Raw genomic sequence first — 24,322 nt, 5'->3', positions numbered from 1 at the left:
CCAACGATCAGCCCTTTTCACTACGGATCAGGTGATTTTAAATGGAGCCGTGAAATTACGGAATTTTTTACACCGCCTGAACGTTCCCGGTCCTTTTTAATACACCCCAATGCTGCAATTCGCCTTTTATCGCGCGACGTACCGCTCTGAACAATACATACCACATCAGCCAGCGCCAGATAAGGCGTTGAGGGACCAATCCTATCAGTTTTGAGATTTTTTCCTTTTCAAAGATATAAGCGAGCAAGGCCACGGCCATATCCACCAGCATGAACACCAGGTAATATCCCCCGATCTTGGAGGCATTGCCGGTCAGCAAGCCGACGATCATAAAAAAGTCGGCCAGTGGAATGACCATCGGGATAATATATTGAAAGATCAATATGTTTGGTAAGGCGATCCATCCCAGCCATTTGTATTTCCAGTTGAACAAGGCATCCCGGTTCTTCCAAAAAGTCTGCATGACACCATAGCTCCACCGGAACCTTTGTTTGAAGAACATCTTCAGCGTTTCCGGAACTTCTGTCATGGCAATAGCCCGGTTTTCATTTTCGATGATATAACCGCAGCGCAGGATCCGGATGGTAAGATCACAATCCTCAGCCAGGGTGTCGGTGGTAAACCCGCCGGCCTCTTCAATGGCCGATTTCCGGAAAGCTCCGATCGCACCCGGGACAACGGTAATGGCATTAAGATAGGCAAAGGCCTTGCGATCGAAGTTCTGGCTGCTGATATATTCTATGGATTGCCATTTGGTCAGGAAGTTTACCGGATTACCGACCTTCACATTTCCTGCCACTGCGCCAACCTTATCTCCTGCGCCCGGACGAAAATGCTCCATCAAACGGGAAACAGCGTCCGGTTTCAGTTTGGTGTCTGCATCAATACATACCACAAAGGGAGCTTCCGTTTGGGCGATCCCGTAATTAAGGGCCGAAGCTTTACCCCCGTTCGGTTTTGTAAATACTTTTACCTTCGGATGACCTGCGAAGGCCTGGCTTACTTTTTCATAGGTACGGTCTGTACTTCCATCGTCTACGAAAATGATGCTGAAATTGGAATAATCTCTGTTCAACAGGCTTTCCACCGAACTGACTGCATTTACTTCCTCATTATAGGCCGGTACGATGATACTGACCATGGGAGCACCGGTACCGTCGGGTAGCCAGAAAGGCAACAGGGGATTTTTCCTTTCCCGGAAATGTTCTTTGGTGGCAATAACTGCCATGAACAGGACCCTCCCTACGGAAAGAACCATGAACACGATGAACAGGGAAAAAAGTATATGACCTCCCCAATAACCCAGTTCTGCCAGGTAATAATTGAGTTGAAGCAGGTAATAACCGCTGCCTTTCGGTACAGGCGGCATCATTTCATCCTTGGTTTTGCCTAACATATCGGCGACAGTCGTAAAATGAAAGCCACGGGCCTGAAAATGTTCGATAATGCGGGGGAGAGCTTCTACGGTGGCTGTCCGGTCCTCTCCGCCGGCATCATGCAGCAGGATGATATTGCCGCTCAGCCCGGCCTGGGTCATCTCATTTTTACGTCTGACCACCCGGTCAAAAATGCTGTCGGGCGGCGTATCGGGTTCCCAGTCCAGGGGATCGATGGACTCCCCTATATCCAGGTAGTTCTTTTTGCGGGCAATGGCGACAGGGATCAATTCTTCCCATTTCTCCGGCTCGAAATCCGCATTATAGGGCGCCCGGAACATGATGGTGGAATGGCCCGTTATGCATTCGATCAGCAATCGGGTGGACTCCATTTCCAGGATGGCCCTCCGTTGGCTCACTTTGGCAATATTCGGATGAGTGAAGGTATGGTTCCCGATCTCATGACCTTCCTTAAATTCCCGTTTTACGATAGGAATAGCATTCTCCGCATTAATGCCGACAATGAAAAAGGTAGCCGGGACATGGTATTTACTCAGAATATCCAGGATCTTGGGCGTATAACGGGGGTCAGGGCCATCATCAAAGGTGAGAACCAGTTTCATCGAATCCGATGTGCCGTATTTGCGGGCCACGAATTTAGACGGCAAACTATCATAGGTCTCCTCACTGATAAGGATTTCTGACGTATCCACTTCAGGAGTAATGCGGCCATTGGTAGGCGTGGCAATGATATCCAGTATTTCTCCGGTTCCTTCATAATCCACGAAATCCGTTTCGTTCATGGCATTGACCTGGCTGAATGCCGTAAAATCGAAATCTTTTATGGCAGTTCTTCGCATATCCCGGTCGTAAAAGGACCAAAGCCGGGGATCCTCGGATCCCAACCGCCAGATGGCCGTTCCTCCCAGACCATATTCAGTGGCAAACCGCAGCGTATTAAAGGTCGTAGCGGCATCCGTGAATTGTATCTGATGCTGGGTATTGTCCTCATCCTGGTAATTGAAATGAAGATTATAGGAATCATTATCAAAATCAACGGTGGCGTCCTGGTCTTTGGCTTTGACTAGGGCCTCCTGGTAACTGATCGTTTTGGCCGAAACCGCATTGCCCAGTTTCCAGTCATATCCATAAGCCGCCATGCAAAGGATCAGTTTCTGCACGGGAATCTTTTTGACCGCTTCGTCCACGGCTCCTTCGATCCATTTCTGATGGGAAATGGGACCCGGCTGACTGTTGTCGGAATGCTGGTCATAGGCCATTAAAAAAATGTAGTCGTTGTATTTGGCCAGTTCCTTAAAATTATAATCTTCATTGAATGGCATTACGTCCTGGGTAACCAGGTAATCCATGGAATGCAGATGTTCATAAAGTTCCTTTTGGAATTGCACCAGTTTCTCATTCGTTTTTTCCTGGAGCTCTTCAAAGTCGACGTTCACACCGGCAAAATTGTGCTTCATCAGGATCCGGGTGACATCACTGATCAGCCTTTGTTTTTTTTTCGGGTCATTAATGATCCGGTGTACGGCATCTCCCCGGAAGACTTCCTTAAAATTGTTCGAGAGAATAGGCATGATCTTTACCCCTGATTTTTTCATGACGGCAAATGCCCGTTCATCGATGCTGGTAAAGACCGTATCGGCATTGGGGTCGATAAAGATCCATTCCGGAATCACCAGGTTCATTTTGGAGATGTATTGCTGCAGGGATAAAAAAGATTGGGCATCCCAGTCTACATAGAAGGCAGCGCGTATGCCCGTCGGGAATTTGGTAAAAGACCTGAAGTTGGTATCGGCTTTGAACGGCACCAGGCCATATTTGATCGAGTCTTTTCTGGACTGTACAGGAAAGGCACCGGCTTTATAGGGGACCTTTTCATTGATGTATTTTCGAAAGCCCCCGTACTGGTCCAGCAGTGTGTTTTTGAACAGAAAGGTCCGGTTGGTGTCCAGTACTTTTTTATATAATTGGCTTTGCTCTTTTATCCTGGGCAGGGAAGGCATATACCCACGGGAAAGCGCAATGGAAATGATGAGAACGCCCAGGATGATAAAAAGAAGTACAAAGCGGCCTCCCCATTTAAAACGTTGCCAGCGGCCCGGAGAATTTGTCTGAAAGATCTGTTTTTTTGAATTGCCTGTCATATGGTGATGATAAAGCTTCTGGTTATGGCCCTTCGGCTGGTGTTTTTAGGGACCACCCTGCAAAGTTCCCGCCAATCCGGCAGATGTCAAAAATCCCTTATTGATTTAACGGGGATTTAAGAAGATAATATTCCAATCCCCATTCACCTTTCCCCGGCGCAAAGAAAGGTCAATAGTCTAATTCTAACTTGAGACGGTCTTTTAATTCTTTTACCAACGGGTACTGTTCCACGATCTGGATGAATTGTTCTCTTCTGTTCAGGGTCTTTTCCACAGGTTCTTCATCCGGATCCGTATTTTCTTCGATGATTACCGAAAAGGAAAGTGTTTTGTTGGAGAAAGCTTTTTGCAGGAATTCAGATAACACCCTTTTTTCCTGTTCAATGAATTTCTGCTCCAGATTATTATTAGATACTACTTCGAATGTATTCGGATCCAGGATCCGTAAAATGGCCCGTTCAAAACTTTGAACGGCCGGATTTTTGTTTTCCCGCAACAGCTGCCCATAATCCTTCCAGGTCTGTTGAAGGGCTTCAGGGTCCAGTGGTTTTCGGGTTCCTTCACTACTCTGGGTCCGGGAGGCGATCTGCTGGCGGATACCTGACAATGAACCCAGCGAGGGACTCTTCCTGATTGGCGCAGTCTGGTTTCCGGCATTCCCGGCAGATGGCTGAGGCTGGACAATTTGACCAGCCGGAGAAGTGGTCTGTGGAAGGGGTTGCTGTGGTTGCTGCGGAACTGGCGGCGCAGACTGCCGGGAAGGGGATTGAACGGAAGTCTCGATCATCAATTTTGGACCTGCCAGTTCCATAGCCGGAATGTTACGGAAGGAAACAGGTCTTATTGACTCAAGCTGTTTTTTTTTTCCGGTCCCTTCACCGTTACCCGTTAATTGTAAGGCCTGACCAAGATAACAAAGTTTGATCAGGGATAATTCCACGTGAAGCCGTTTGTTTCGGGCAGACCGGTAATTGATCTCGGCCTCATTGAGCACGTTCAGGGTACTGATCAGCAAAGAGGTATCCGCTTCCTTACCGGCAGCAATATACCGGTCCTTAAAGCTCTCCACCACTTCCAGTAAAGAAGCGCATTTCTCATCTTTACAAACCAGGACATTACGGATAAATTCCGCCATACCGTTCAGTACAAGGTCCCCTTCAAAACCTTTGCGGTTTATATCGTCATAGATTAACAAGGCGTCAGACAAACGCTGCTCCTGCATGGCGTCCAGGATCCTGAAATAATAATCGGCATCCAGGATGTTCAGATGTTCCAGGGTATTGCGGTAACTCAGTTCTCCATTGGTGAAACTGACGATCTTGTCCAGGATGCTCAATGCATCCCGCATACAGCCCTCGCTTTTTTGAGCGATCACCTGCAGGGCTACTTTCTCTGCGCTAATGGTTTCCTTATTACAGATCTCCTGTAAATGCTGGACGGTATCGGCTGTAGTGATCCGTTTAAAATCGAAGATCTGGCAACGGGAAAGGATCGTTGGAAGGATCTTATGTTTCTCAGTGGTAGCCAGGATAAAAATGGCATAAGGAGGTGGCTCTTCCAGGGTTTTCAAAAAGGCATTGAAAGCCGAAGAACTGAGCATATGAACCTCATCTATAATATAGACCTTGTATTTTCCGGCCTGGGGAGCGAACCGCACCTGCTCTACCAGTGTCCGTATATCATCTACGGAGTTATTGCTGGCGGCATCCAGTTCATGGATGTTCAGCGAGATACCGTCATTGAAGGAAACACAGGAATGACACTCATTACAGGCTTCCCCTTCCGGCGTTACGTTCTCGCAATTTATGGTCTTGGCCAGGATACGGGCACAAGTCGTCTTACCGACCCCCCTGGGTCCGCAGAACAGGAAGGCATGGGCCAGCTGATTATTCTTTATCGCATTTTTCAGGGTAGTGGTGATATGGGACTGCCCCACTACGGTTGAAAAACCCTGAGGTCTGTACTTTCGCGCCGAAACAATAAATTTCTCCATTAGATTAACTCCTGTGGCAAACCTACAGTAAATCCTAAAACGGGCAATGACCGGGTCGGGAAATTATTAAAACTTAGCTGGGTATCTTATTTATAATATTGATTATCAATGTAATAATTTTACAATCCCTAAAGGGCCAGACCCTTAACACTCCTGGTGGTTACACCTGACTGTCTGATGTCTGCATCCTGGATGCCTGATTTTTACCCTAACCCGAGCCCGGCGTATAAATACGGTATTTTGAAAAATCGATCCATTGCCTGGCAGCTTTAGCAACATAGTTTTGTTTTATTTTATATATTGTAGGTGCATAGTATATTTCTGCAATATGTTTAATACTCCCATCCTCGATATTGTCATAGGGCTGGTATTTATATTCCTGTTATATAGTTTACTCGCCACCTCCATTAAGGAAGGCATTGCCACCGCCCTGGGTCTCCGGAGCCGGATGCTGAAAAAAGGTATCGTTACCGGCATGCTTTCCTGTACACCCGATACTTCCCGTTGGGATTCCCGCTGGAGAAGTCTGCTGCTGGGAGCGGGCAGTTTTCTAAAGGAAGCCTTATATTCCATCCTGCTGATTAAACCCGGACCTGGAAACGTAAAAAAGAAACTGGGCGATTATTTTTATGATCATCCCCTGTTAAAAAATTATGGAAGCAGTGGAATTTATCCCAATCCATCCTACCTCCCCACCAAAAATTTTTCCCTTATCCTGATCGAGACTTTAAAAAAGGATTTTGTCGGGAAAGCTGAATCGATTGCCAGAACCTTGTTGGCACATGCTGATGGAAAGCAGAGTCTGGAACAACTTACCAACGGGTTGCTGAATAGTTCCGATGCGGATAAAATAAAAGAGTTGCTGAGACAGTACGGGCTTTATTATGCTGCACAGGGAACAGATCCTGCCAGTGAACCCGTTCTCTATGCAGACCTGTTGTCCCGAACCGGAATCACGAAGGAGTCCTGCATTATCGATAAGGATACCTGGGAGATCCTTCAGTTACATTTAAGAGCAGGAATGTATACTATCGAGGATTTTGCCAGGAAGCTGGAAGATTGGTTCGATGATTCCATGAACCGGGTTTCGGGTTGGTATAAACGTCAGGTACAGGTTATTCTCCTGCTGATTGGATTTATTATGGCCCTTATTTTTAATGTGGATACCCTGGAGATTGCGGGAAAATTGTCAAAAGACGATAAACTGAGGGATCAGGTGGTAAAATCCGCCATTGCTTATAGTCAGGCTGCACAGAATCAGCCGGCACCCGCTCCAAAGGTAGTAACGGGAAAACCCGCAATAGCCGGAGATAGTATAAAAAAAGCAGATAGCGTGATTACGATCCCTGAAGTGAAAGAAAAGTTTAAGCAGGTGGATAGTATGGTGGATCACGATATTCGTGATATCAACTCGATCCTTGCGTTGGGGTATGGGGATTTTGGAAGGAAGGATACCTTGTTCCATCATACATTGAAGAATAAGACCTGGATAGGTATCTTTTATATCACCTCTACTTCCGGTTCGGCTATCGATATCGGGAATTGTATGGATAGTTTGATTTCCTTTGGGGCGGGAGTTACCCGAAATAAAGAAGCTGTTGACAGTATGCCTTCAGGGGTTCGCAATTTTGCCGGGTTGGAAAAGGAAAACAAAATACTGGCAGACGATCTGAAAAAATACAGGATGGATACTTCATTGGTGCAGTATATCAGCCGGCGAAGGCTGACAAAGGATTCTGTGGCGGTACGGGATTCGCTTGCTGATGCCCGGTTCTATATTTACCAGGTCCAGGAATATCCGGTACATGTAAAAACGGCTTATGTCTGGTATGTTCTGCGTACAAATAAACGAAAATGGCTGAGTTTTCTGATCCTGGGACTGGCCGTCTGTCTGGGTGCGCCCTTCTGGTTCGATATACTCAGTAAGATCATTAATCTGCGCGGCTCGGGTAAAAAAGAAGACGGGAATGATCCGCCAAAAAAGAAGGACGGTTCCGCTCCGCGGGATCCCATAACCATTAACGTGAATACAGCTTCAGGCGGTCAGGAGGCCGTGGGATAGCCATGGCACAGCAGCTCATTGTAGTCGTAAACAAGCTGAATAAACGCAGCACCATCCCTTCCGATCTATCAGACAAACGATCGGTGGTCGGGGTAGTGGGCAAAGGTTTTCAGTTCGAGGGTATGGAAGTGACAGGAGTTCCCCATGCCGTTCCGGGAAAATGGTTTCAGGACCGGAATGGCTTTTATTATTGGGGTGGTGGCCTTACCGCCATCCTACCCGGATTTGACCGCATCCCGGAAATTAAGATCACCTCCTTATTACAGGTGTCCCCGGTATCACTAGTTTCGCAGGTATCACAGGTCACTCAGGTCACTCAGATCACTCAGATCCCTCAGGTCGCTCAGGTCGCTCCTGTTGCTCCGGTCCCGTCATTACCTCCTTTACCGGACTATGATCCAGCCGATTATTTTAATTTGCCTTTTATTCCCGGGAAAATGAGCTGGGCACATGATTTCCTGAAAATCCCGCAGCTCTGGAAAGAGAACCGGAATGCAGGTAAAGATGTCGTTATTGCCCTTATTGATACCGGAATGGATGTTCTTCATCAGGATCTGAAAGAAGCATTTCTTCCGCAATCAATATGCATCGATGCAGCTGGAATTGTCGATGATCACACCGGTCTGGAACAAAGATTGGAAGACCTTTCCGGTCATGGCACCGCAATGGCCGGTATCCTTGCCGCAAGCGGTAAAAGCCAGGTCTACGGGATTGCTCCCCAATGCAGGTTGCTGTTGGTAAAGGTCCGGGATTCTCTGCCGGGTGAGCCGCCAGATCGACTTTCAGGTATCTCCCCGCAGGTCATAAGCAATGCTTTTCAATGGCTGAGCCAACAGAGGCAGGTCAGCGTTGATCTGATCTCCGTCGGGTTTGCCCTGGACCGGGAACATGACGAACTAAAGAAAAATGTCCAGACCTGTCTGGATAAAGGCATAGCTGTTTTTGCGCCCATCGGGGATGATCACCTGGTTGCCCGAAATGATACTGATGTATATCCGGCCTGTTACCAGGATTGCACCGCCATCGGTGCCTTCAATTCTTCCGGAGAACTTTGTTCCTTTTCCAACTGGAATCCCCGACTTTCCCTGATCGCTCCAGGAGATAGGGATCTGTTAACGGCAGGCAGGGGAAATTCCCGGACCAGGGGAGGCCAAACGGCTATTGCTGCAGCTATCGCAGCAGGGTCCTTTGCACTTTTACTCTCTTGTCGTAAACAATTAGAAGGATCCGCTTATAGCGGCCGGTCGGTCGATTATTTACAGGATCTCTACCTGGCTGCGGATCCGCTGCAAAAATTTATCCCGGGGGAAGAGGCCGCCAGTCCGGCTTTTAGCAGAGATCCTATGTACGGATACGGCAGACTGAACCTTCAAAACGCCATCGGATCGGTTAAAAAGAAGTTATTTACCAGAGCGGAATGACCTTTTTCAGTTGGAAATTATCCTGTTCGATCCATCTGCTTTCTGTTACTCCCCATTTCCGGATATAGGCTCTGGCGGAATCGGGATTGGCCATTCTTGTAATAGTTCGTTTGGCATAAAAATCGATAGCGGCCGTCCAGCTCTTATCCATGAACAGGTGTTGATTCATGGGAATATGCTGAAGTTGCCGGCCAAATTTTTCATAGGTATCATAGGGCGTTCCATCCATTGAAATTTTTCCCGGCCTGTTTATAAAATAGTATTGAGAACAGGCTATTATAAAATAGGCCGCTATTATGGCATAAAAACCACGGTGGCCAACCATTATCATGGTTAGCCTCGCTCCCCAAAAGACTAAAAGAAGGCTTAGGGGTATTAATGCAAATTCATGTTCTGACGTCCATTCTAAAAAAACGAGATTATATACCAGAATGGAACTGATATAAAGACCTGCAAAAAGAATTTCCCGGGCTGAAAAATCAGGGCTGATCTTTTTTAAACGAAGCCTGGTAAAGGACATTAGGACCAAAACCAAAACGGGAAAATAGGCTGTGACCAAATTTCGTACAGAGGAACCCGCCATGCTGCCAAATGAGCCTCCTTTGTTTGTAATGCTTCTGTTCTGGAAACGTTGCTCCCAGTAGAGGATAACCTGCTCCGGGCTTAAATATGAAGTAAATTGAAGATAAAGCAGGCTTATTCCGGCTGCAGATGCGAGGATCAGGATCAACAGGAGAACGCCCATCTTCTTCTGTTTCCGGATCCTTGTTAAAAGATATAAAGAGGACATTGCCGATAGGAACAGGACGAACCAATCCAGGTAGACTAAAATGATGACGAGCAAAGCTAATAACAGCAAACGGGAAATACGGATGTTTTCCGGTGATTGAAGCATGGGTATGAGCAATAAGAGATACCCCATTACAAAGGGCATCATTATTCCGGTGGTCACATAGCCATTTCCCAGATACCATAAGATACCGGGAGAGAACATGAATAAAAAACAGGCCATAAAGACGACGGCATATTTTTTAGGATAGCCTGCGGGGATCAATTTTTCGCAGAGAAAAAATAAAAGGATCATCGCAGCCAATTCGGAGAAAAGATTGATCACCTGCAGATAAACCGCTTTAACAGGCAAATGAAACACCTGGTAAAAAAAATAGGGAATGATGTACCAGCCAGGGCCAAAAGAAAGATAGATCGTATTCCCGGAAGAGTCTATCAGCGGGCTTTGTTCCATTCGTTTATCCCCGGGGTTCTGATAATTCATAAGGGGAATAAAATGAAACCGGGAACCCCCTCCCCCCTGCCGCCAGCTTTCCAGGTTAATCAGGATGACTGCCGTATTGTATTCATGATGTTTGGAGAGGGGGCGATTGAGATTGGGCAAACGTATCAGGATACTAAGGACAAAAAAAAGGAGCATAAGGAAAAATGCCTGTTTCCTGGTCATTCCGGTAAGTTTCTCCACAGTTGTCAATTATTACTTTTTATCATGGTGATAAAAAAAGAAAAGACCACAAATTGTAAACCTGCGATCATGCAAAACCCTCCCGGGATGATGATCCTGAAAATGTCTTCCGGATTTAATTCCCTGAAAGACACTTCATACCATTTATATACCGCTGTGGCGCTGATAAAAATGCCAGCCAGGAAAAGGAACATTCCTATGGAAAGCCCCTTTGCAAAATTCAGATTCCTGGAAACCCATAAGGTAATTCCCTTTTGGGTGTATAACCCAAGGGTCATTCCATAATAATTGACCATATAAAAGAATTCCATAAAGGTCAGGGACAGGACCAGGAATACCGAACAGAAATATAAGGTGTGGATTTCGAGATGTATGCTGAATATCTGTACCTGCCCGAAAAGGATGCCGGCTCCTAATAACAAACCTATTCCCATAAAAAAAAGGGCGGGGTAAAGCAATAACCATTTGGGACTTAACAGTAAGATGAGATTCAGGTGTTTCCATCCGTCTGACCAGGTTCGTAAATGGGGTTTTGCGGTCCTTCCGTCTTTATAAAGTTTAACCGGAACCTCGGTGATGGAACATTCCTTATAAGCTGCCTTTGCAATAAGTTCCGTTGCGTATTCCATGCCCGTTGACCGCATCTCCAGTTTCCCGTAGACAGATTTTTCAATGCCCCGCATGCCGCAATTAAAATCCCCTAGCGGAACATGAAAAGACCTTCGCCCCAGATAGGAAATGACAGGAGTTCCAAGGTATCTGTGTAAAAAAGGCATGGCCTTTTTCATAATTCCACCTTTATACCGGTTGCCCACAACTATTTCAAATCCTTGTGCGAACGCTTCCATAAATACCCCCGCCTCCCGAAAATCATAACTGTCGTCCGCGTCTGCGAAAATGATATGACTGCCGGTTGCGGCTAAAATTCCTTCATGCAGGGCAGATCCGTATCCTTTTTTACTGACCTGTACACAGCGCACACCTGCATCCCGGCAAACGGCCAGGGACTTGTCTGTACTTCCATTGTCGGCTATAATAATTTCACCAGGGACCGCTAATTGGTTAATAAAAGTTTGGGCTTTGGAAATACAGATCGGGAGCGTTCGTTCTTCATTCAGGCAGGGCATTAAAATACTAAGACTGGTGACAGGCATGAATGGTTCGAATTTTAAGGAATTGCCAATATAGGAAATAAGTTTGGCTTGGTACCTTATTTCACTCGGGGAAGTTCCGGGACTGATGGGATAGTTTCGTCTCGCTTTCGGGATTTATTTTTTGTAAACACGAAAAGATTATTAAACCCCAACTGGAATTTTTTATAGACATGAAGGCTGAAACCGGCCTGAATGAAAACAGCGGGAAGATTTGCCGGATCGAATCCATAATGTTCTTCCAGGGACATGCCATTTATCAAACCCAGTTTTTTCAGGATATCCAACAAAACATCCGTTTTGGGAGAAGGAACCGTAATAACGATCCTTCCATCTTTATGCAGCAAGTGGTAGCATTTCAGGGCAATATCGTGCTGTTTAGAAGAAGGAATATGTTCTAACACAGCCAGCATGCAGATAGCATCGACAGTTATAGGGAGGGTCCAATCCTCAGGAAAATGACCTTTGAACAGGGCATAGTTGTCGGAAGGCATTGCGCCGGAAGTTGAAGTAACAGTTGATAATAAGGGGTCAATCCCCCAACCGTAAAGCAGCCGTTTGCCCAACCGGTGGAATAACTCCCCTTTGTGGCACCCGATGTCCAATACGTTTCCTTTCTCCGGCAAATAACGGATGGCCATTTCGATACGTCGTCGTTGTATGAATTTGTCTAATAATTTCATGACGTATCTGCAATATACCTTAATTTTCTTCGCTCGATTTTAAGTTGGGATAATGATCATTACGGATTTATTTTATATGTTTGCCTACCCTAAATAACCACCCCTTGAACAACAAAAAATCCTCACGCCGTATTTTTATAGAAAGAATTGCTGCAGCCTCCCTGAGCCTGCCCTTTTTCCTTCAGGCAACAGCCCGGAAAAATTCAAACGGAATTTCACCGGCTTATTCCCGGAGCCCGGAAAAAAAATTCGTTCCGGTCATGATCACTCCCTTTGGTACGGATGGAAAGATCGATTTTGACGGATTGTCCCGCCTTATCGATTTTTATCTCGCAGCCGGGGTAAAAGGTTTTTTTGCCAATTGTCTCAGCAGTGAGATGTATTCTCTTAGCGAAGAGGAAAGGCTGGCACTGACCAGACATGTAGTAAAAAAGGTAAATGGCAGGGTTCCCGTTGTCGCTACCGGATCCTTTGGGAAAACTATGGAGGAAAAGGCGGAATTTTCAAAACGTATATATATGACCGGTATTAGCGGGGTCATTTTGATCACCAGCCATTTTGCAGAAAAAGACGAGAGCGACGAAGTGCTGTTCCGCCGTTTTGAACAGTTCTGCAACCTGACCGATAATATTCCGCTCGGCCTGTACGAGTGTCCTTCTCCTTATAAACGGATCATCGGGCCCGGATTGTTCAGGTCTTTGCTGGATACCAACCGGCTGGTGTACTTTAAGGACACGACTATCGATATAGAAAAGGTAAAAGCCAAACTGGCCCTTATCGGTGATAACCGGCTGGAATTCTATGATGCGCATACGCCCAATGCCATGGATTCCCTCCGGTCCGGTGCAAAAGGAATGTCCTCGATTGCCGGTAATTTTTACCCGGAGATCCTCGTATGGATCTGCAATAACGCTACCAATCCGGACAGGCAGGAAGAAGTAAAATGGATGCAATCGGAGTTAACTAAGGCTGATATCATCGTGTCCCGGGGATATCCCATGAGCGCGAAATATTTCCTGCAAAAAAGAGGCTTGCCTCTTCAAACCATCAGCCGTTCTTCACCGGCTGAATTGACCCCGGAACACAAAAAAGACCTGGACAATTTACATTCGGTTTTTCTGGGTTGGTGCACCCGTTTGAAGATTCCTGTATAGTTTTAGCCGGACGAGTCAGTCACCATTCATTAACGTACATCCGGCGTATCAAAATCGTACAGCTATCTCCTTGTATTTTAGATTGCAAAGATCTGATTATTAATTACTTGTAAAACTGGCATTTTCTTGGCTTCCCACCTTGTATGCTAAAGAATTTTATAAAAATAGCCTGCCGGAGCCTTTGGCGGAATAAGGGTTTTTCTGCTATCAATATATTTGGCCTGGCTATAGGTATCGCTACCTGTCTTATCATCCTGCTTTTTGTGCAAAATGAGCTGAGTTACGACCGTTATAATGAAAAGGCGGACCGGATGGTAAGGGTAGTGATGCGGGGTTCAGTACAAGGAGAAAAGATGAAAGAGGCGAATATAATGCCCCCGGTGGCTCAAACGCTCAAACAGGATTATCCGGAAGTACTCGAGTCTACCCGTTTGCGCAATTATGGACTGCCCCGCATTTCCTATGGGACGCAGACCTTCCGCGAATTTGACCTTGCCTTCGTCGATTCCAATTTTTTCCAGGTCTTTACACTTCCTTTTGTCAAGGGAGATCCCGGGACTGCCTTATTACAACCCAATACGGTGGTCATTTCGGAGTCAATGGCCAAAAAATATTTTGGTAAAGAAGATCCCATCGGAAAAGTGCTTACGTTTAAAGATCAGCATGCCACTTGTAAGGTAACGGGAGTGATGCGGGAAATGCCGGCCAATTCGCATTTTCATTTTGACATCTTCGCTTCCATGGTCGGTTTGCAGGAAGCGCGTTCGACTTCCTGGCTGACTTCTGATTTTTTTACCTATTTGGTATTACCTAAGGGTTACGATTACAAGAAGCTGGAAGCCAAAATGCCCCAGGTCATTGAGAAGTATATGGGAGGAGCCGCGTTTGAAAATGCGCTGGGCATGAGCCTGGCGGAATTTCGCAAAAGGGGGAACGACATCGGTCTTTTTCTTCAGCCCCTTACGGATATTCATCTGCATTCTGATCTCACCAATGACCTGGCTCCCTCCGGTGATATCCGTTATGTGTATATATTGAGCGCCGTTGCCTTGTTTATGCTGTTGATCGCCTGCATCAATTTTATGAATCTTTCCACGGCCAGTGCATCGAAACGGGCAAGGGAGGTGGGCATCCGCAAAGTAATGGGTTCGGTAAAAAGACAATTGGTGGGCCAGTTCCTGCTGGAATCCCTTTTACTGACGGCTGTTGCTTTGGTGCTGGCCGTCCTTTTTGTGTATATGGCTTTGCCTGCCTTTAATCAACTGTCCGGGAAAAATCTGAGTCTTCAGTTTATGTCTGCTCCCTGGTTGCTGCCTGGTTTGTTGCTCTTAGGTTTACTGACGGGGGTTCTGGCGGGAAGTTACCCGGCCTTTTTTCTTTCTTCCTTCAATCCGGTCTCCGTGCTGAAAGGCCGGTTTACCTCGGGCAAAGGAAGCATCAGTCTGCGGAGCGGCCTGGTCGTTTTCCAGTTCTTTATTTCCATTACGCTGATGGTGGGTACGGCGGTGGTGTACAAACAACTTTCATATATCCAGAACAAAAAATTGGGCTATGAAAAAGATCAGGTATTGATCGTGCATGAACCTTACTGGCTGGGTGATAAGCAAGAAGCTTTCCGGCAGCAGGTCCTGGCTGATCCCAGGGTATTGCAGGTAAGCAGCTCCGGATTTCTTCCTGCCGGTCCTTCAGACAATAATAATTTCTTTGTTTCCCCGGATGACCATAATTCCCAAATGGTCAAGACGCTTCGTTACGATGTGGATTATACCTATATCCAGGCCATGGGGATGCAGATGGATTACGGACGGAATTTTTCCAAAGAGTTCGGTACGGATTCTTCCGGCGCGATCCTCAACGAAACTGCGGCCAAGGCCTTTGGCTGGGAAAAAAATGCCTTGGGTCATATGATCACCCGCAGGGAGAACGATGGAAAAATGCAGCAATTCCGGATAGTGGGCGTGGTAAAGGATTTTCATTTCAGATCCTTGCATGAACGTATTTCGCCCCTGGTGATGACCCTTGGAAATAATTCCGGGGCAATGATCATCAAAACAAAGACCAGGGATATAGGCGGTTTGTTGACCTCCTTAAAAAAACAATGGGCTATCTATACCCGTGAAGCGCCCTTTGCTTTTTCTTTCCTGGACGAGCGTTTCCAAAAATCATTCCAGGCAGAACAGACGATCGGGACGATCCTGGCTGTTTTCTCCGGTCTTACCATATTTGTGGCTTGTCTGGGATTGTTCGGTCTGGCCACTTTTACGGCTGTTCAACGCACAAAGGAGATCGGGATCCGCAAGGTGGTCGGGGCTTCTGTTGCCGGGATCGTGACCTTATTGTCCAAAGATTTTTTAAAACTGGTAGGTATTGCTTTTTTGATTGCGGCTCCTATTGCCTGGTTTGTAATGAATAAATGGATACAGGATTTTGCTTATCGAACGGATATAAGCTGGTGGATCTTTGGTCTGGCGGCAATAGGAACTTTATCAATAACCTTGATAACAGTTAGTTTTCAGGCGGTTAAGGCTGCTGTTTCCAACCCGGTTAAAGCCCTGAGAAGCGAATAGGGTGGCGTAGAGTGCCTAATGGAAATGCAGGTAAGGGACGGTTGGACGGTTATAATTAGTGTTTGGTGCGGCATTAATAAGGTAGATTTGTCGTAGTGAAAACAAACACCAAGCCATGAAAAAAATTGCCTTGCTGATCTATGAGGATGCCGTACCTTCTTGCATATCGGGAGTGATCGATATCCTGTCGGCAACAAATTACTTTTTGCAGCAGACCGGTAAACCGGAAGCGTTTACCCTGGAATTGATAAGCGAAAAAGGGAGCGCTGCAATTGGGTATCGATATGGGCCAGGGTCGAATATTTATAAGACCCTGGAGGAAGTAACACATACCGATCTGATCATCGCCCCTGCCTTTAACGGGAGGGACATTGAAGGCGTCCTGCAAAAAAATAAGGCCCTGACCGGGTGGATAAAGGAAATGAATAAAAAAGGTACCGAAGTGGCCAGCCTTTGTTTTGGAAGTTATTTCCTGGCGGAAGCAGGATTGCTTAGCGGAAAACCCTGCACTTCGCATTGGATGGCCATAGAAGATATGCGAAGGCGGTACCCGGATGTAAAATTACTGCCTGACAGGGTAATGACGGATCAGGATGGAATCTATACCAGCGGTGGAGCTTTCTCCTCTTTGAACCTGGTGCTATACCTGATCGAAAAATTTTGTGGCAGGGAGGTCGTGATCTGGGTAAGTAAAATGTTCTCCATCGATCTGGACAAATCGAACCAGTCGCATTTTGCCGTTTTCCAGGGACAGCATCAGCATGAAGATGCGGAGATATTGCAGGCGCAAAAGTTCATCGAGCAGAACTTCCACCTGGAGATTTCCGTGGAAACCATTGCAGAAAAAGTGAATATGAGCAAACGGAATTTTATCAGGCGTTTCAAAAATGCCACGCAGAATACACCGCTGGAATACCTGCAGCGGGTGAAAATGGAATCGGCTAAAAAAGAACTGGAAAAAAGCGCGCAGAATATTAATACGCTCATGTATAATGTTGGCTATAACGATGTAAAGACCTTCCGGAAGGTGTTCAAACGGGTGACCGGTCTTACCCCACAGGATTACCGGCGTAAATATTCCAGGACCCTGGCTCAGACAGGTTAGTAAGACCGCGAATCGATCTTATGCCAGTATCTTATGCGAGCATCGGATGCCTTTTGAATTCTTTGGACCGGTCGAAGAGGTAACGGTAGGTGGTTAGTTTCCGGCTAACTTCTACGTCTCCGAGACCTTTGGCTATGTTTACCATTTTGGGGTTGAAGTCTCCAATCCATTGCATTTCATATTCTATATAGGGGGTTTTATGTTTGACCATTTTGTCCGATTCCCCGATCAGGTAGGCATCCACTCCTTTTGACTGAAATTCCGGGACGACGGCAAAGACGAGACCTGTGAATTTTTTGCAGGCTCCCCGAAAACGCAGCCAGAGAAAATGCAGTTTTTGCAGCAGCCCGAATTTTCCATTAAAATGGGAAAAATATTGATTCAGATCGGGGATATTGAGGAACATGGCGATCGGGCTATCCTTGTAATAGGCAAACCAAACTACATGTTCATCGAGGATCGGTTTCATCTTATTAAAGATCTGCAGAGCCTGGTCTTTTTTCATTTCTTTCAACCCGCCATGCCCTGCATAGGCTTTATTATAAATAGTGACAAAGTCCTGAGCGTACTTTTCAAGCTTCTTTTTTTCAATGGTCCTGACCTCGTAACCGGGATCGGTAGCCAGGGTATCATGTCGTTGTTTGATCTTGGCATTCAGCGGTTGCTGAGGATCCATACTGAAACATAACTGATAAAAAAAGGGCCGGAAGCCATAATTTTCGAACAATTCCCGGTAATAAGGAGGATTGAAGTTCATGGAATACAAGGGTTTATGAAAACCCTCCGTCACCAGACCCCACCAGTTATCCCGTTCCCCGAAATTGATCGGACCGTCCATCGCTTCCATACCTCTTTGTGACAGCCAATGCCGCGCCACATCGAATAACATGTCGGCCGCCACCTGGTTATCGATACAGTCGAAGAAGCCAATGCCGCCGACGGGTACATCGTCTCCCTTGGATTTGTATTTTTTGTTGACAAAGGCGGCGATCCGGCCGATCAGGCGGTCTTCTCCGTCTTTTAAGATCCATCTCACGCATTCTCCATGCCGGTAGGCCTTGTTTTTGGCGGGATCGAATACCGTATTGATATCGTTGTCCAAGGGCCGTATATAGGCAGGGTTCCCCCGGTTCAGTCCGACATTGACCTGTATGAATTCTTTCGCCTGGGATGGAGAGTTGACCGGTATCAGTTGCATAGATGGGTAAAACGATTCAAAAGGATTCTTAAATAGCGACAAATTTAGAGACGGAATGGGGGAAAAGAATACCTTTTGAACATTATTCTTTTCCCCCATTCGAATAATTATGGTGAGCCTCAGCCTTCAGCTGAGCTCACAAACTGGGTTCCACCCAGTTAAAAGGGGGAAAATATCTTTTTTTCTTCCATCTTTCCATGATTTTTAGACAGATTTTAGGATTTTGGGACTTGTTTTTTGGACTTTCCTTTTCTGTCCCGTACTTTTGCAGCCGAAAAAGCAAACCATTGGTTTGCTGTCTGCTTAAGCGGACCATTCTTAGCAATTTTACGCCTTATGGGTGATTTTTTATAGCCATAAGGAGAAAAATTTGGAACCCCTTATATTTAAAATAACTATATGGCAAATACCGGTAAGATCAAGCAAATCATCGGAGCCGTTATCGATGTGCAGTTTGAAGGAAAACTTCCTGATATCTATAACGCCCTGGAACTTCAACGACCCACTGGTGAAAAACTGGTGATGGAAGTGCAACAGCATCTCGGAGAGGACAGCGTGCGTTGTATCGCTATGGATGGAACAGAAGGGTTGGTCCGCGGTCTGCCGGTCTCCGATACGGGAGCCGCTATCGCTATGCCGATCGGAGAGGGTATTAAAGGACGTTTGTTTAATGTGACCGGGGATCCAATCGATGGTCTGCCTGCCGTTTCGAAAGTAAATGGCCGTCCAATCCACAGCAAACCTCCCGCATTCGAAAATCTGAGCACCAGCACAGAAATATTATTTACCGGTATTAAAGTAATTGACCTGATCGAGCCTTACGCAAAAGGGGGTAAAATTGGTCTTTTCGGTGGTGCCGGGGTGGGTAAGACGGTTTTGATCCAGGAATTGATCAATAACATCGCCAAAGGATATGCCGGTTTGTCGGTTTTTGCCGGTGTTGGAGAACGCACCCGTGAAGGAAATGACCTGATGCGTGAAATGATCGAAGCCGGTATCATGAAATACGGTGAGGAGTTCAAACACAGTATGGAAAACGGTGGCTGGGATCTCAGCAAAGTGGATATGAAGGAGCTGGCTGATTCTAAGGCGACCTTTGTGTTCGGACAAATGAATGAGCCTCCCGGAGCACGTGCCCGTGTCGCCTTAAGCGGTCTTACCCTGGCAGAATATTACCGTGACGGAGATGGCAAGGGCCAGGGTCGCGATATCCTGTTCTTCGTAGATAATATCTTCCGTTTCACCCAGGCCGGTTCAGAGGTATCTGCCTTGCTTGGCCGTATGCCTTCTGCGGTTGGTTATCAGCCAACCCTGGCAACGGAAATGGGTCTGATGCAGGAAAGGATCACTTCTACCAAGAATGGTTCCATTACCTCGGTACAGGCCGTATACGTTCCGGCGGATGACTTGACTGATCCCGCTCCGGCAACGACCTTCGCCCATCTGGATGCAACTACTGTATTGAGCCGTAAAATTGCGGATCTTGGTATCTACCCTGCGGTGGATCCTTTAGATTCCACTTCCCGGATCCTTACTCCCAAGATCGTGGGTGATGCTCATTACAATTGCGCCAACAATGTTAAACTGATCTTACAACGTTATAAGGAACTGCAGGATATCATCGCGATCCTGGGATTGGATGAATTGAGCGACGAAGATAAACTGGTCGTATCCCGCGCACGTAAGGTTCAGCGTTTCCTGTCCCAGCCCTTCCATGTGGCTGAACAGTTTACAGGCCTGAAGGGTGTATTGGTACCGATCGAAGAAACGATCCGTGGTTTCAATATGATCATGAATGGTGAAGTGGATGATTATCCCGAAGCAGCGTTCAACCTGGTAGGTAGCATCGATGACGCTATCGAGAAAGGTAAGAAATTGATCGCTCAGGCTCAGGGTTAACACCCCCCAACCCCCTGAAGGGGGATCTATATCGAATAGATTTTGATAATGAATAGAAAGTATTATTATTAAATAATTTCAATTAAATTTCCTGCTTTTGTTCCCCCTTTAGGGGGCTAGGGGGTGGGATTGGGCAACTATGAACCTGGAAATATTAACACCCGAAAAAAAATTGTACAGCGGCGATGTATATGGAGTACAATTGCCGGGAGTGACGGGACTTTTCGAAGTGCTGGACCATCACGCTCCCCTGGTAAGCGCCCTGAAATCGGGTAGGGTAAAAGTGTTAAAGGATAAGAATAACCACCTTGCTTTTTTTGATATCCAAAGCGGTTTTGCCGAGGTAATCAATAATAAGGTGACCGTTCTGGTCGAAGGAGCAGTGGCTGTCGAATCCGCTTCCAGGTAATTTTCTACGTTATTTAAATAATTGAACCCCTGGCAGAATCGCCGGGGTTTTTTTTGTTCACTCCTTTTGCAATTTTAATAAGATTTTAAAGAGTGTTAGACCGGTGTTAAAGCAGAGCAGGTCATTAAACCGGGACATTTTATTTGCGTCTCATTAGTTAGCAAAAAATGCCCTTTATGAAAAAAAGCTTATCGACGAAGAGCCGTCAAAAAACCGGTTGGTTAGCGGGTGGTGTGTTAGTGGCGATCCTTGCCTTCAACAGTTGTAAAAAAGACGCGCTTAATAATCTTACCAATGAGGAGTCGCGTATTTATATCACCAACTATGATACGACTGCCAGTTTTTCCAGTTATAAGACATTCAGTATTACCGATTCCGTAGCGGTGATCCAGGACAATCAGCTTCTGGGGAAAGAGCTAAAAGCTTTTGATACGGCCGTTATCGCTTCCGTCTCGCAATCCATTCAGCAACGGGGGTATCAATTGGTGAGCAGAGAATCCGGCCCTGATCTGGCTATAAATGTATCCAGGGTGTATAACACCTCTACCGGTGTCTTTAGTTACCCCGATTATTGGGGGTATTATGGCAGTTACTGGGATCCGTATTATTGGGGTTATGGCGGCTATGGGTATTATTCACCTTACGCGGTTGGGATTTATTCCATCCAAACCGGCGGACTGGAGATCGATATCCTTGATTTGAAGAATGCAGCCTCGCATGCCAATAAGATTGCCTCGGTCTGGACGGGCCTTGCCCGGGGTGAGCAGGTCTTTACCACGGCCAATGCTGCAACGGAAGTGAAGGCGTTGTTCGATCAATCTGCCTATCTGAAAAATTAATAGGGAAACTAAGGCAATGAAACTAAGGCAATTAAAACAAGGTCATTGAAACCAAAGAATTGAAAACCTAAACATAAGGTCAATCATGAAAACAGTACTGTTAAAATACGGAGGAATAGCGGCGATCTTTATGATCACGTTTTCTGCAGCCCAGGCGCAAAATGAGTTGCAGATGAATATCAACTATAACGTGAATATTCCATCCGGTTCTTTTCGGGATTTTATTAAGAACCCTGCCTACAAGGGATTTACGGCGGGTCTGGCTTATCCCCTGAATGACCGTCTCAGCATTGGATTAAGCCTGGGTTATAACGATTATTATCAGAAATATCCCCGCGATGTCTACGACCAGGGTAAAGGAACCAATATCTCGGCGGTAGTAAGCAACTCTGTTCAGCAAATACCTTTATTGTTCACTGCCAATTATACCCTGGTTAAAAAGGGTTTTATCAGACCTTATATCGGAGCGGGAGCAGGAGTGAATTTTGTAAGTTTTGACCAATATCTGGGTGAGTTCGATGACCCGCATTCCCTGACCAAATGGGCTTTAAAAGGAGAGGCAGGTGTGCTTATTCCTTTAAGCAGTTATTCTTCCACGGCCCTGAAGATAGGAGCCAGCTATAATTATGCACCTTTTAATAGTTATGGGATCAGTAACCTGGATAATTGGGGCATACAAGCCGGGGTAAGGTTTCCGATACGATAAGATTAGCTTGCAGGTTGAAGTTTCCAGCTTGCAGCTTGAGGCTAATTTGGCTTGTGGCTTGCAGCACCTAATTCAACTGGGGATCGATCGGGAAATTAACCATGATCTCATAATCACCTCCCATATGGCGAAGGGCCTCTTTCCATATTTCGTCGGGATTCTTGTGAAAGACCAGTTTGCGGATCGCCTGGACCGTAAGCCAGGTCTTTTCTTTTAATTCGTCGTTTAACTGACCGCTTCCCCAACCTGAATAACCGATATAAAAACGAATCCTGGCCGGATCGATCTCCCCTGTGCGGATAAGTTCGATGGCTGTTTCGAAACTTCCTCCCCAATATACCCCATCTATGATCTCATAACCACCGGTAATCTTATCAGGGTATTGATGCAGAAAATGGATCGTATCCATTTGAACCGGGCCGCCTTGATAAACAGGGATTTGCAGGTCTTCCAGCCCGCTCACCAGTTCATTCAGGGTGTGGTCGTAATTTTTATTCAATACAAACCCGAAGCTGCCTTCTTCCTGATGTTCACACAGGAAGACGACCGTCCTCATGAAATTCGGATCTTTTAAAAAGGGATCCGCGATCAACAATATGCCTGCGGAAAGACTGTCCATAATCTAAATTAAGTAATTATCGGAATTTTTATCCTGAAATCCCCTTTCTTTGTGAAACCTGTGTTAAATACCCGTCCCTGGCGGCGCTTTAACAGGGGAGCCCTTTAAGCTTTTGGTAAATTTGCCGTTGGATTAAAAAGTACAGGATTGAAAAAAAGTTTCCCCGTCATTGTCGTTTTGATCACCTTATCGCTCATTGGGATTATCTATATCCAGGTCAACTGGATATTGACGATGGTTGAGAATAAGCGGGAATTATTCAAGCATAAGTTATATGATGCGATGAATGAAGTGGGCCAGCAATTGATCGAACAACGGGGAGCGGCGCCCAATCATAAATCCCTGCGTCTGAAACCCGGGTTTACCTGGAGACCATCCGACCAGTTCCTGATGGAGCTGATGCGTCCGCTCACCATTGCAGAGCGCTTTTCTGTGGAAGATATCAATGAAAAGCTGAGAAAATCCCTTGGCAATCGGGACGTAAAAAACACCAAATTCGAGTTCTGTATCTCTACAGACATGGGCCCCTCCAATCTGACCTACCGGGCTCCGGAGATAAAGTCGAAAAATTTTCTCGTCGAAGTACAGGATACCACACACAACCTAACCTTGTTCTATCCTTTGCAAGCGCCTTCCAACAGTCTGGCTGGAAGCCTGCTGCCGGATGAGTTGTTAATGGTGGTCGTACCCGATTTTAATAATATCGTCCTGGGGCAGATGAGGATGATGATCGCAGGCGCTATCTTTTTTACCCTGGTGATCATTGCTGCCTTTTATGTTACGTTGAGCGCCTTGCTGCGGCAAAAAAAGCTCAGCGAGATCAAGAACGATTTTATCAATAATATGACGCATGAATTCAAAACGCCGCTGGCTACCATTTCCCTGGCCGTCGATGCGCTCCGTAATGAAAAAGTGGTCAATGACCGGCAGAAGTCCGAGTACTTTTCCAGCATTATTAAGGAGGAGAACAAACGGATGAATAAGCAGGTGGAGACCATCCTGCAGGCTTCACAGCTCGATCGCCAGGAACAACAGCTCAATCTGCGTCCTATCCATGCGAATGCCGTTATCCAGGAAGCTATGGAGAATTTCCATCTGCAACTGGAAGGTAAAGGAGCCAGGGCGGAATTGCAATTGAATGCCAAAAATGATCTGCTGGAGGCCGATGAAGTACATTTTACGAACCTGTTCACCAACCTGATCGATAATGCGATCAAGTACTCCAAAGATAATTTACTGATTCGTGTCACTACGCACAGCGCTTCCAAAAGCCTCGTCATCCGGATAGAAGACAACGGGATCGGGATGAGTAAAGAAACACAAAGACGTATCTTCGAAAAATTCTACCGCGCGCATACAGGCAATCTCCATAATGTCAAAGGATTCGGGCTTGGGTTGAGTTATGTGAAAACCATTGTGGAAGCGCATGATGGAAAGATCAAAGTAGAAAGCCAGATCGGTAAAGGCACCATTTTCACCCTTGAATTTCCGTTGAAGAAATAAG

17 protein-coding genes are annotated in these 24,322 nt (G+C 46.2%); 10 read left to right on the top strand and 7 right to left on the bottom strand.

The genetic code is table 11. The annotated features are described in order from the left end of the window. Nucleotides 1–67: 67 nt before the first annotated feature. Nucleotides 68–3,538 carry a glycosyltransferase gene (locus ACX0G9_RS11120; RefSeq protein WP_459064972.1) on the bottom strand — a complete coding sequence of 1,157 codons (3,471 nt, stop codon included), beginning with the start codon at nt 3,536–3,538 and terminating at the stop codon, nt 68–70. A 169-nt stretch (nt 3,539–3,707) separates the two neighbouring features. After that, complete coding sequence (locus tag ACX0G9_RS11115) at nt 3,708–5,531, bottom strand: DNA polymerase III subunit gamma/tau (protein WP_459064971.1); 1,824 nt, start codon at nt 5,529–5,531, stop codon at nt 3,708–3,710. A 328-nt stretch (nt 5,532–5,859) separates the two neighbouring features. Between ACX0G9_RS11115 and ACX0G9_RS11110 the strand changes: the two genes are divergently transcribed. Both ACX0G9_RS11110 and ACX0G9_RS11105 read left to right on the top strand, forming a co-directional pair. Next, nucleotides 5,860–7,593: a hypothetical protein gene (locus tag ACX0G9_RS11110; protein WP_459064970.1), complete on the top strand. Its 1,734-nt coding sequence runs from the start codon at nt 5,860–5,862 to the stop codon at nt 7,591–7,593. A gap of 2 nt (nt 7,594–7,595) precedes the next feature. Next, nucleotides 7,596–9,014 carry a S8 family peptidase gene (locus ACX0G9_RS11105; protein WP_459064969.1) on the top strand — a complete coding sequence of 473 codons (1,419 nt, stop codon included), beginning with the start codon at nt 7,596–7,598 and terminating at the stop codon, nt 9,012–9,014. Here the strand turns inward: ACX0G9_RS11105 and ACX0G9_RS11100 are convergent. Genes ACX0G9_RS11100 through ACX0G9_RS11090 form a run of 3 tightly spaced genes read right to left on the bottom strand, consistent with a single transcriptional unit; the run spans nt 8,998 to nt 12,322 of the window. Further along, nucleotides 8,998–10,488, bottom strand: coding sequence for a hypothetical protein (locus ACX0G9_RS11100; protein WP_459064968.1), 1,491 nt, complete (start codon nt 10,486–10,488; stop codon nt 8,998–9,000). The two genes, ACX0G9_RS11105 and ACX0G9_RS11100, sit on opposite strands and share 17 nt — an antisense overlap. Before the next feature lie 5 nt (nt 10,489–10,493). Beyond that, on the bottom strand, nt 10,494–11,642 hold the full coding sequence (locus tag ACX0G9_RS11095) for a glycosyltransferase family 2 protein (RefSeq protein WP_459064967.1): 1,149 nt from the start codon (nt 11,640–11,642) through the stop codon (nt 10,494–10,496). A 56-nt stretch (nt 11,643–11,698) separates the two neighbouring features. Continuing rightward, nucleotides 11,699–12,322 carry a class I SAM-dependent methyltransferase gene (locus tag ACX0G9_RS11090; protein WP_459064966.1) on the bottom strand — a complete coding sequence of 208 codons (624 nt, stop codon included), beginning with the start codon at nt 12,320–12,322 and terminating at the stop codon, nt 11,699–11,701. A gap of 104 nt (nt 12,323–12,426) precedes the next feature. On the opposite strand from ACX0G9_RS11090, the gene ACX0G9_RS11085 reads away from it, so the two are divergent. From ACX0G9_RS11085 to ACX0G9_RS11075, 3 genes are all read left to right on the top strand, one after another. Next, nucleotides 12,427–13,476, top strand: coding sequence for a dihydrodipicolinate synthase family protein (locus ACX0G9_RS11085; RefSeq protein WP_459064965.1), 1,050 nt, complete (start codon nt 12,427–12,429; stop codon nt 13,474–13,476). Between the two features lie 143 nt (nt 13,477–13,619). Then, nucleotides 13,620–16,043, top strand: coding sequence for an ABC transporter permease (locus ACX0G9_RS11080; RefSeq protein WP_459064964.1), 2,424 nt, complete (start codon nt 13,620–13,622; stop codon nt 16,041–16,043). A 115-nt stretch (nt 16,044–16,158) separates the two neighbouring features. Then, on the top strand, nt 16,159–17,148 hold the full coding sequence (locus ACX0G9_RS11075; RefSeq protein ID WP_459064963.1) for a GlxA family transcriptional regulator: 990 nt from the start codon (nt 16,159–16,161) through the stop codon (nt 17,146–17,148). A 31-nt stretch (nt 17,149–17,179) separates the two neighbouring features. On the opposite strand, the gene ACX0G9_RS11070 is transcribed toward ACX0G9_RS11075, so the two are convergent. Then, nucleotides 17,180–18,346, bottom strand: a complete 1,167-nt coding sequence (locus ACX0G9_RS11070; RefSeq protein WP_459064962.1) for a hypothetical protein — start codon at nt 18,344–18,346, stop codon at nt 17,180–17,182. A gap of 399 nt (nt 18,347–18,745) precedes the next feature. Between ACX0G9_RS11070 and atpD the strand changes: the two genes are divergently transcribed. From atpD to ACX0G9_RS11050, 4 genes are all read left to right on the top strand, one after another. After that, a complete protein-coding gene (gene atpD, locus ACX0G9_RS11065; protein WP_459064961.1) occupies nt 18,746–20,245 on the top strand; it encodes a F0F1 ATP synthase subunit beta in 1,500 nt (499 codons plus the stop codon). A 139-nt stretch (nt 20,246–20,384) separates the two neighbouring features. Then, nucleotides 20,385–20,654, top strand: a complete 270-nt coding sequence (gene atpC / locus ACX0G9_RS11060; RefSeq protein ID WP_459064960.1) for an ATP synthase F1 subunit epsilon — start codon at nt 20,385–20,387, stop codon at nt 20,652–20,654. Nucleotides 20,655–20,830: 176 nt separating this feature from the next. Then, nucleotides 20,831–21,493: a DUF4136 domain-containing protein gene (locus ACX0G9_RS11055; RefSeq protein ID WP_459064959.1), complete on the top strand. Its 663-nt coding sequence runs from the start codon at nt 20,831–20,833 to the stop codon at nt 21,491–21,493. A gap of 85 nt (nt 21,494–21,578) precedes the next feature. Beyond that, nucleotides 21,579–22,199 carry an outer membrane beta-barrel protein gene (locus ACX0G9_RS11050; protein WP_459064958.1) on the top strand — a complete coding sequence of 207 codons (621 nt, stop codon included), beginning with the start codon at nt 21,579–21,581 and terminating at the stop codon, nt 22,197–22,199. 67 nt (nt 22,200–22,266) lie between these two features. On the opposite strand, the gene ACX0G9_RS11045 is transcribed toward ACX0G9_RS11050, so the two are convergent. After that, nucleotides 22,267–22,818 (bottom strand): YqgE/AlgH family protein, encoded by a 552-nt coding sequence (locus ACX0G9_RS11045; RefSeq protein WP_459064957.1) that lies wholly within the window; start codon nt 22,816–22,818, stop codon nt 22,267–22,269. A 147-nt stretch (nt 22,819–22,965) separates the two neighbouring features. On the opposite strand from ACX0G9_RS11045, the gene ACX0G9_RS11040 reads away from it, so the two are divergent. Next, nucleotides 22,966–24,321, top strand: coding sequence for a sensor histidine kinase (locus tag ACX0G9_RS11040; protein ID WP_459064956.1), 1,356 nt, complete (start codon nt 22,966–22,968; stop codon nt 24,319–24,321). Nucleotide 24,322: the final 1 nt, after the last annotated feature.

This window comes from Flavitalea flava, assembly GCF_054461575.1.
Note: the sequence above shows the minus strand (reverse complement) of the source record. Positions and strands in the feature narration are given on the sequence as shown.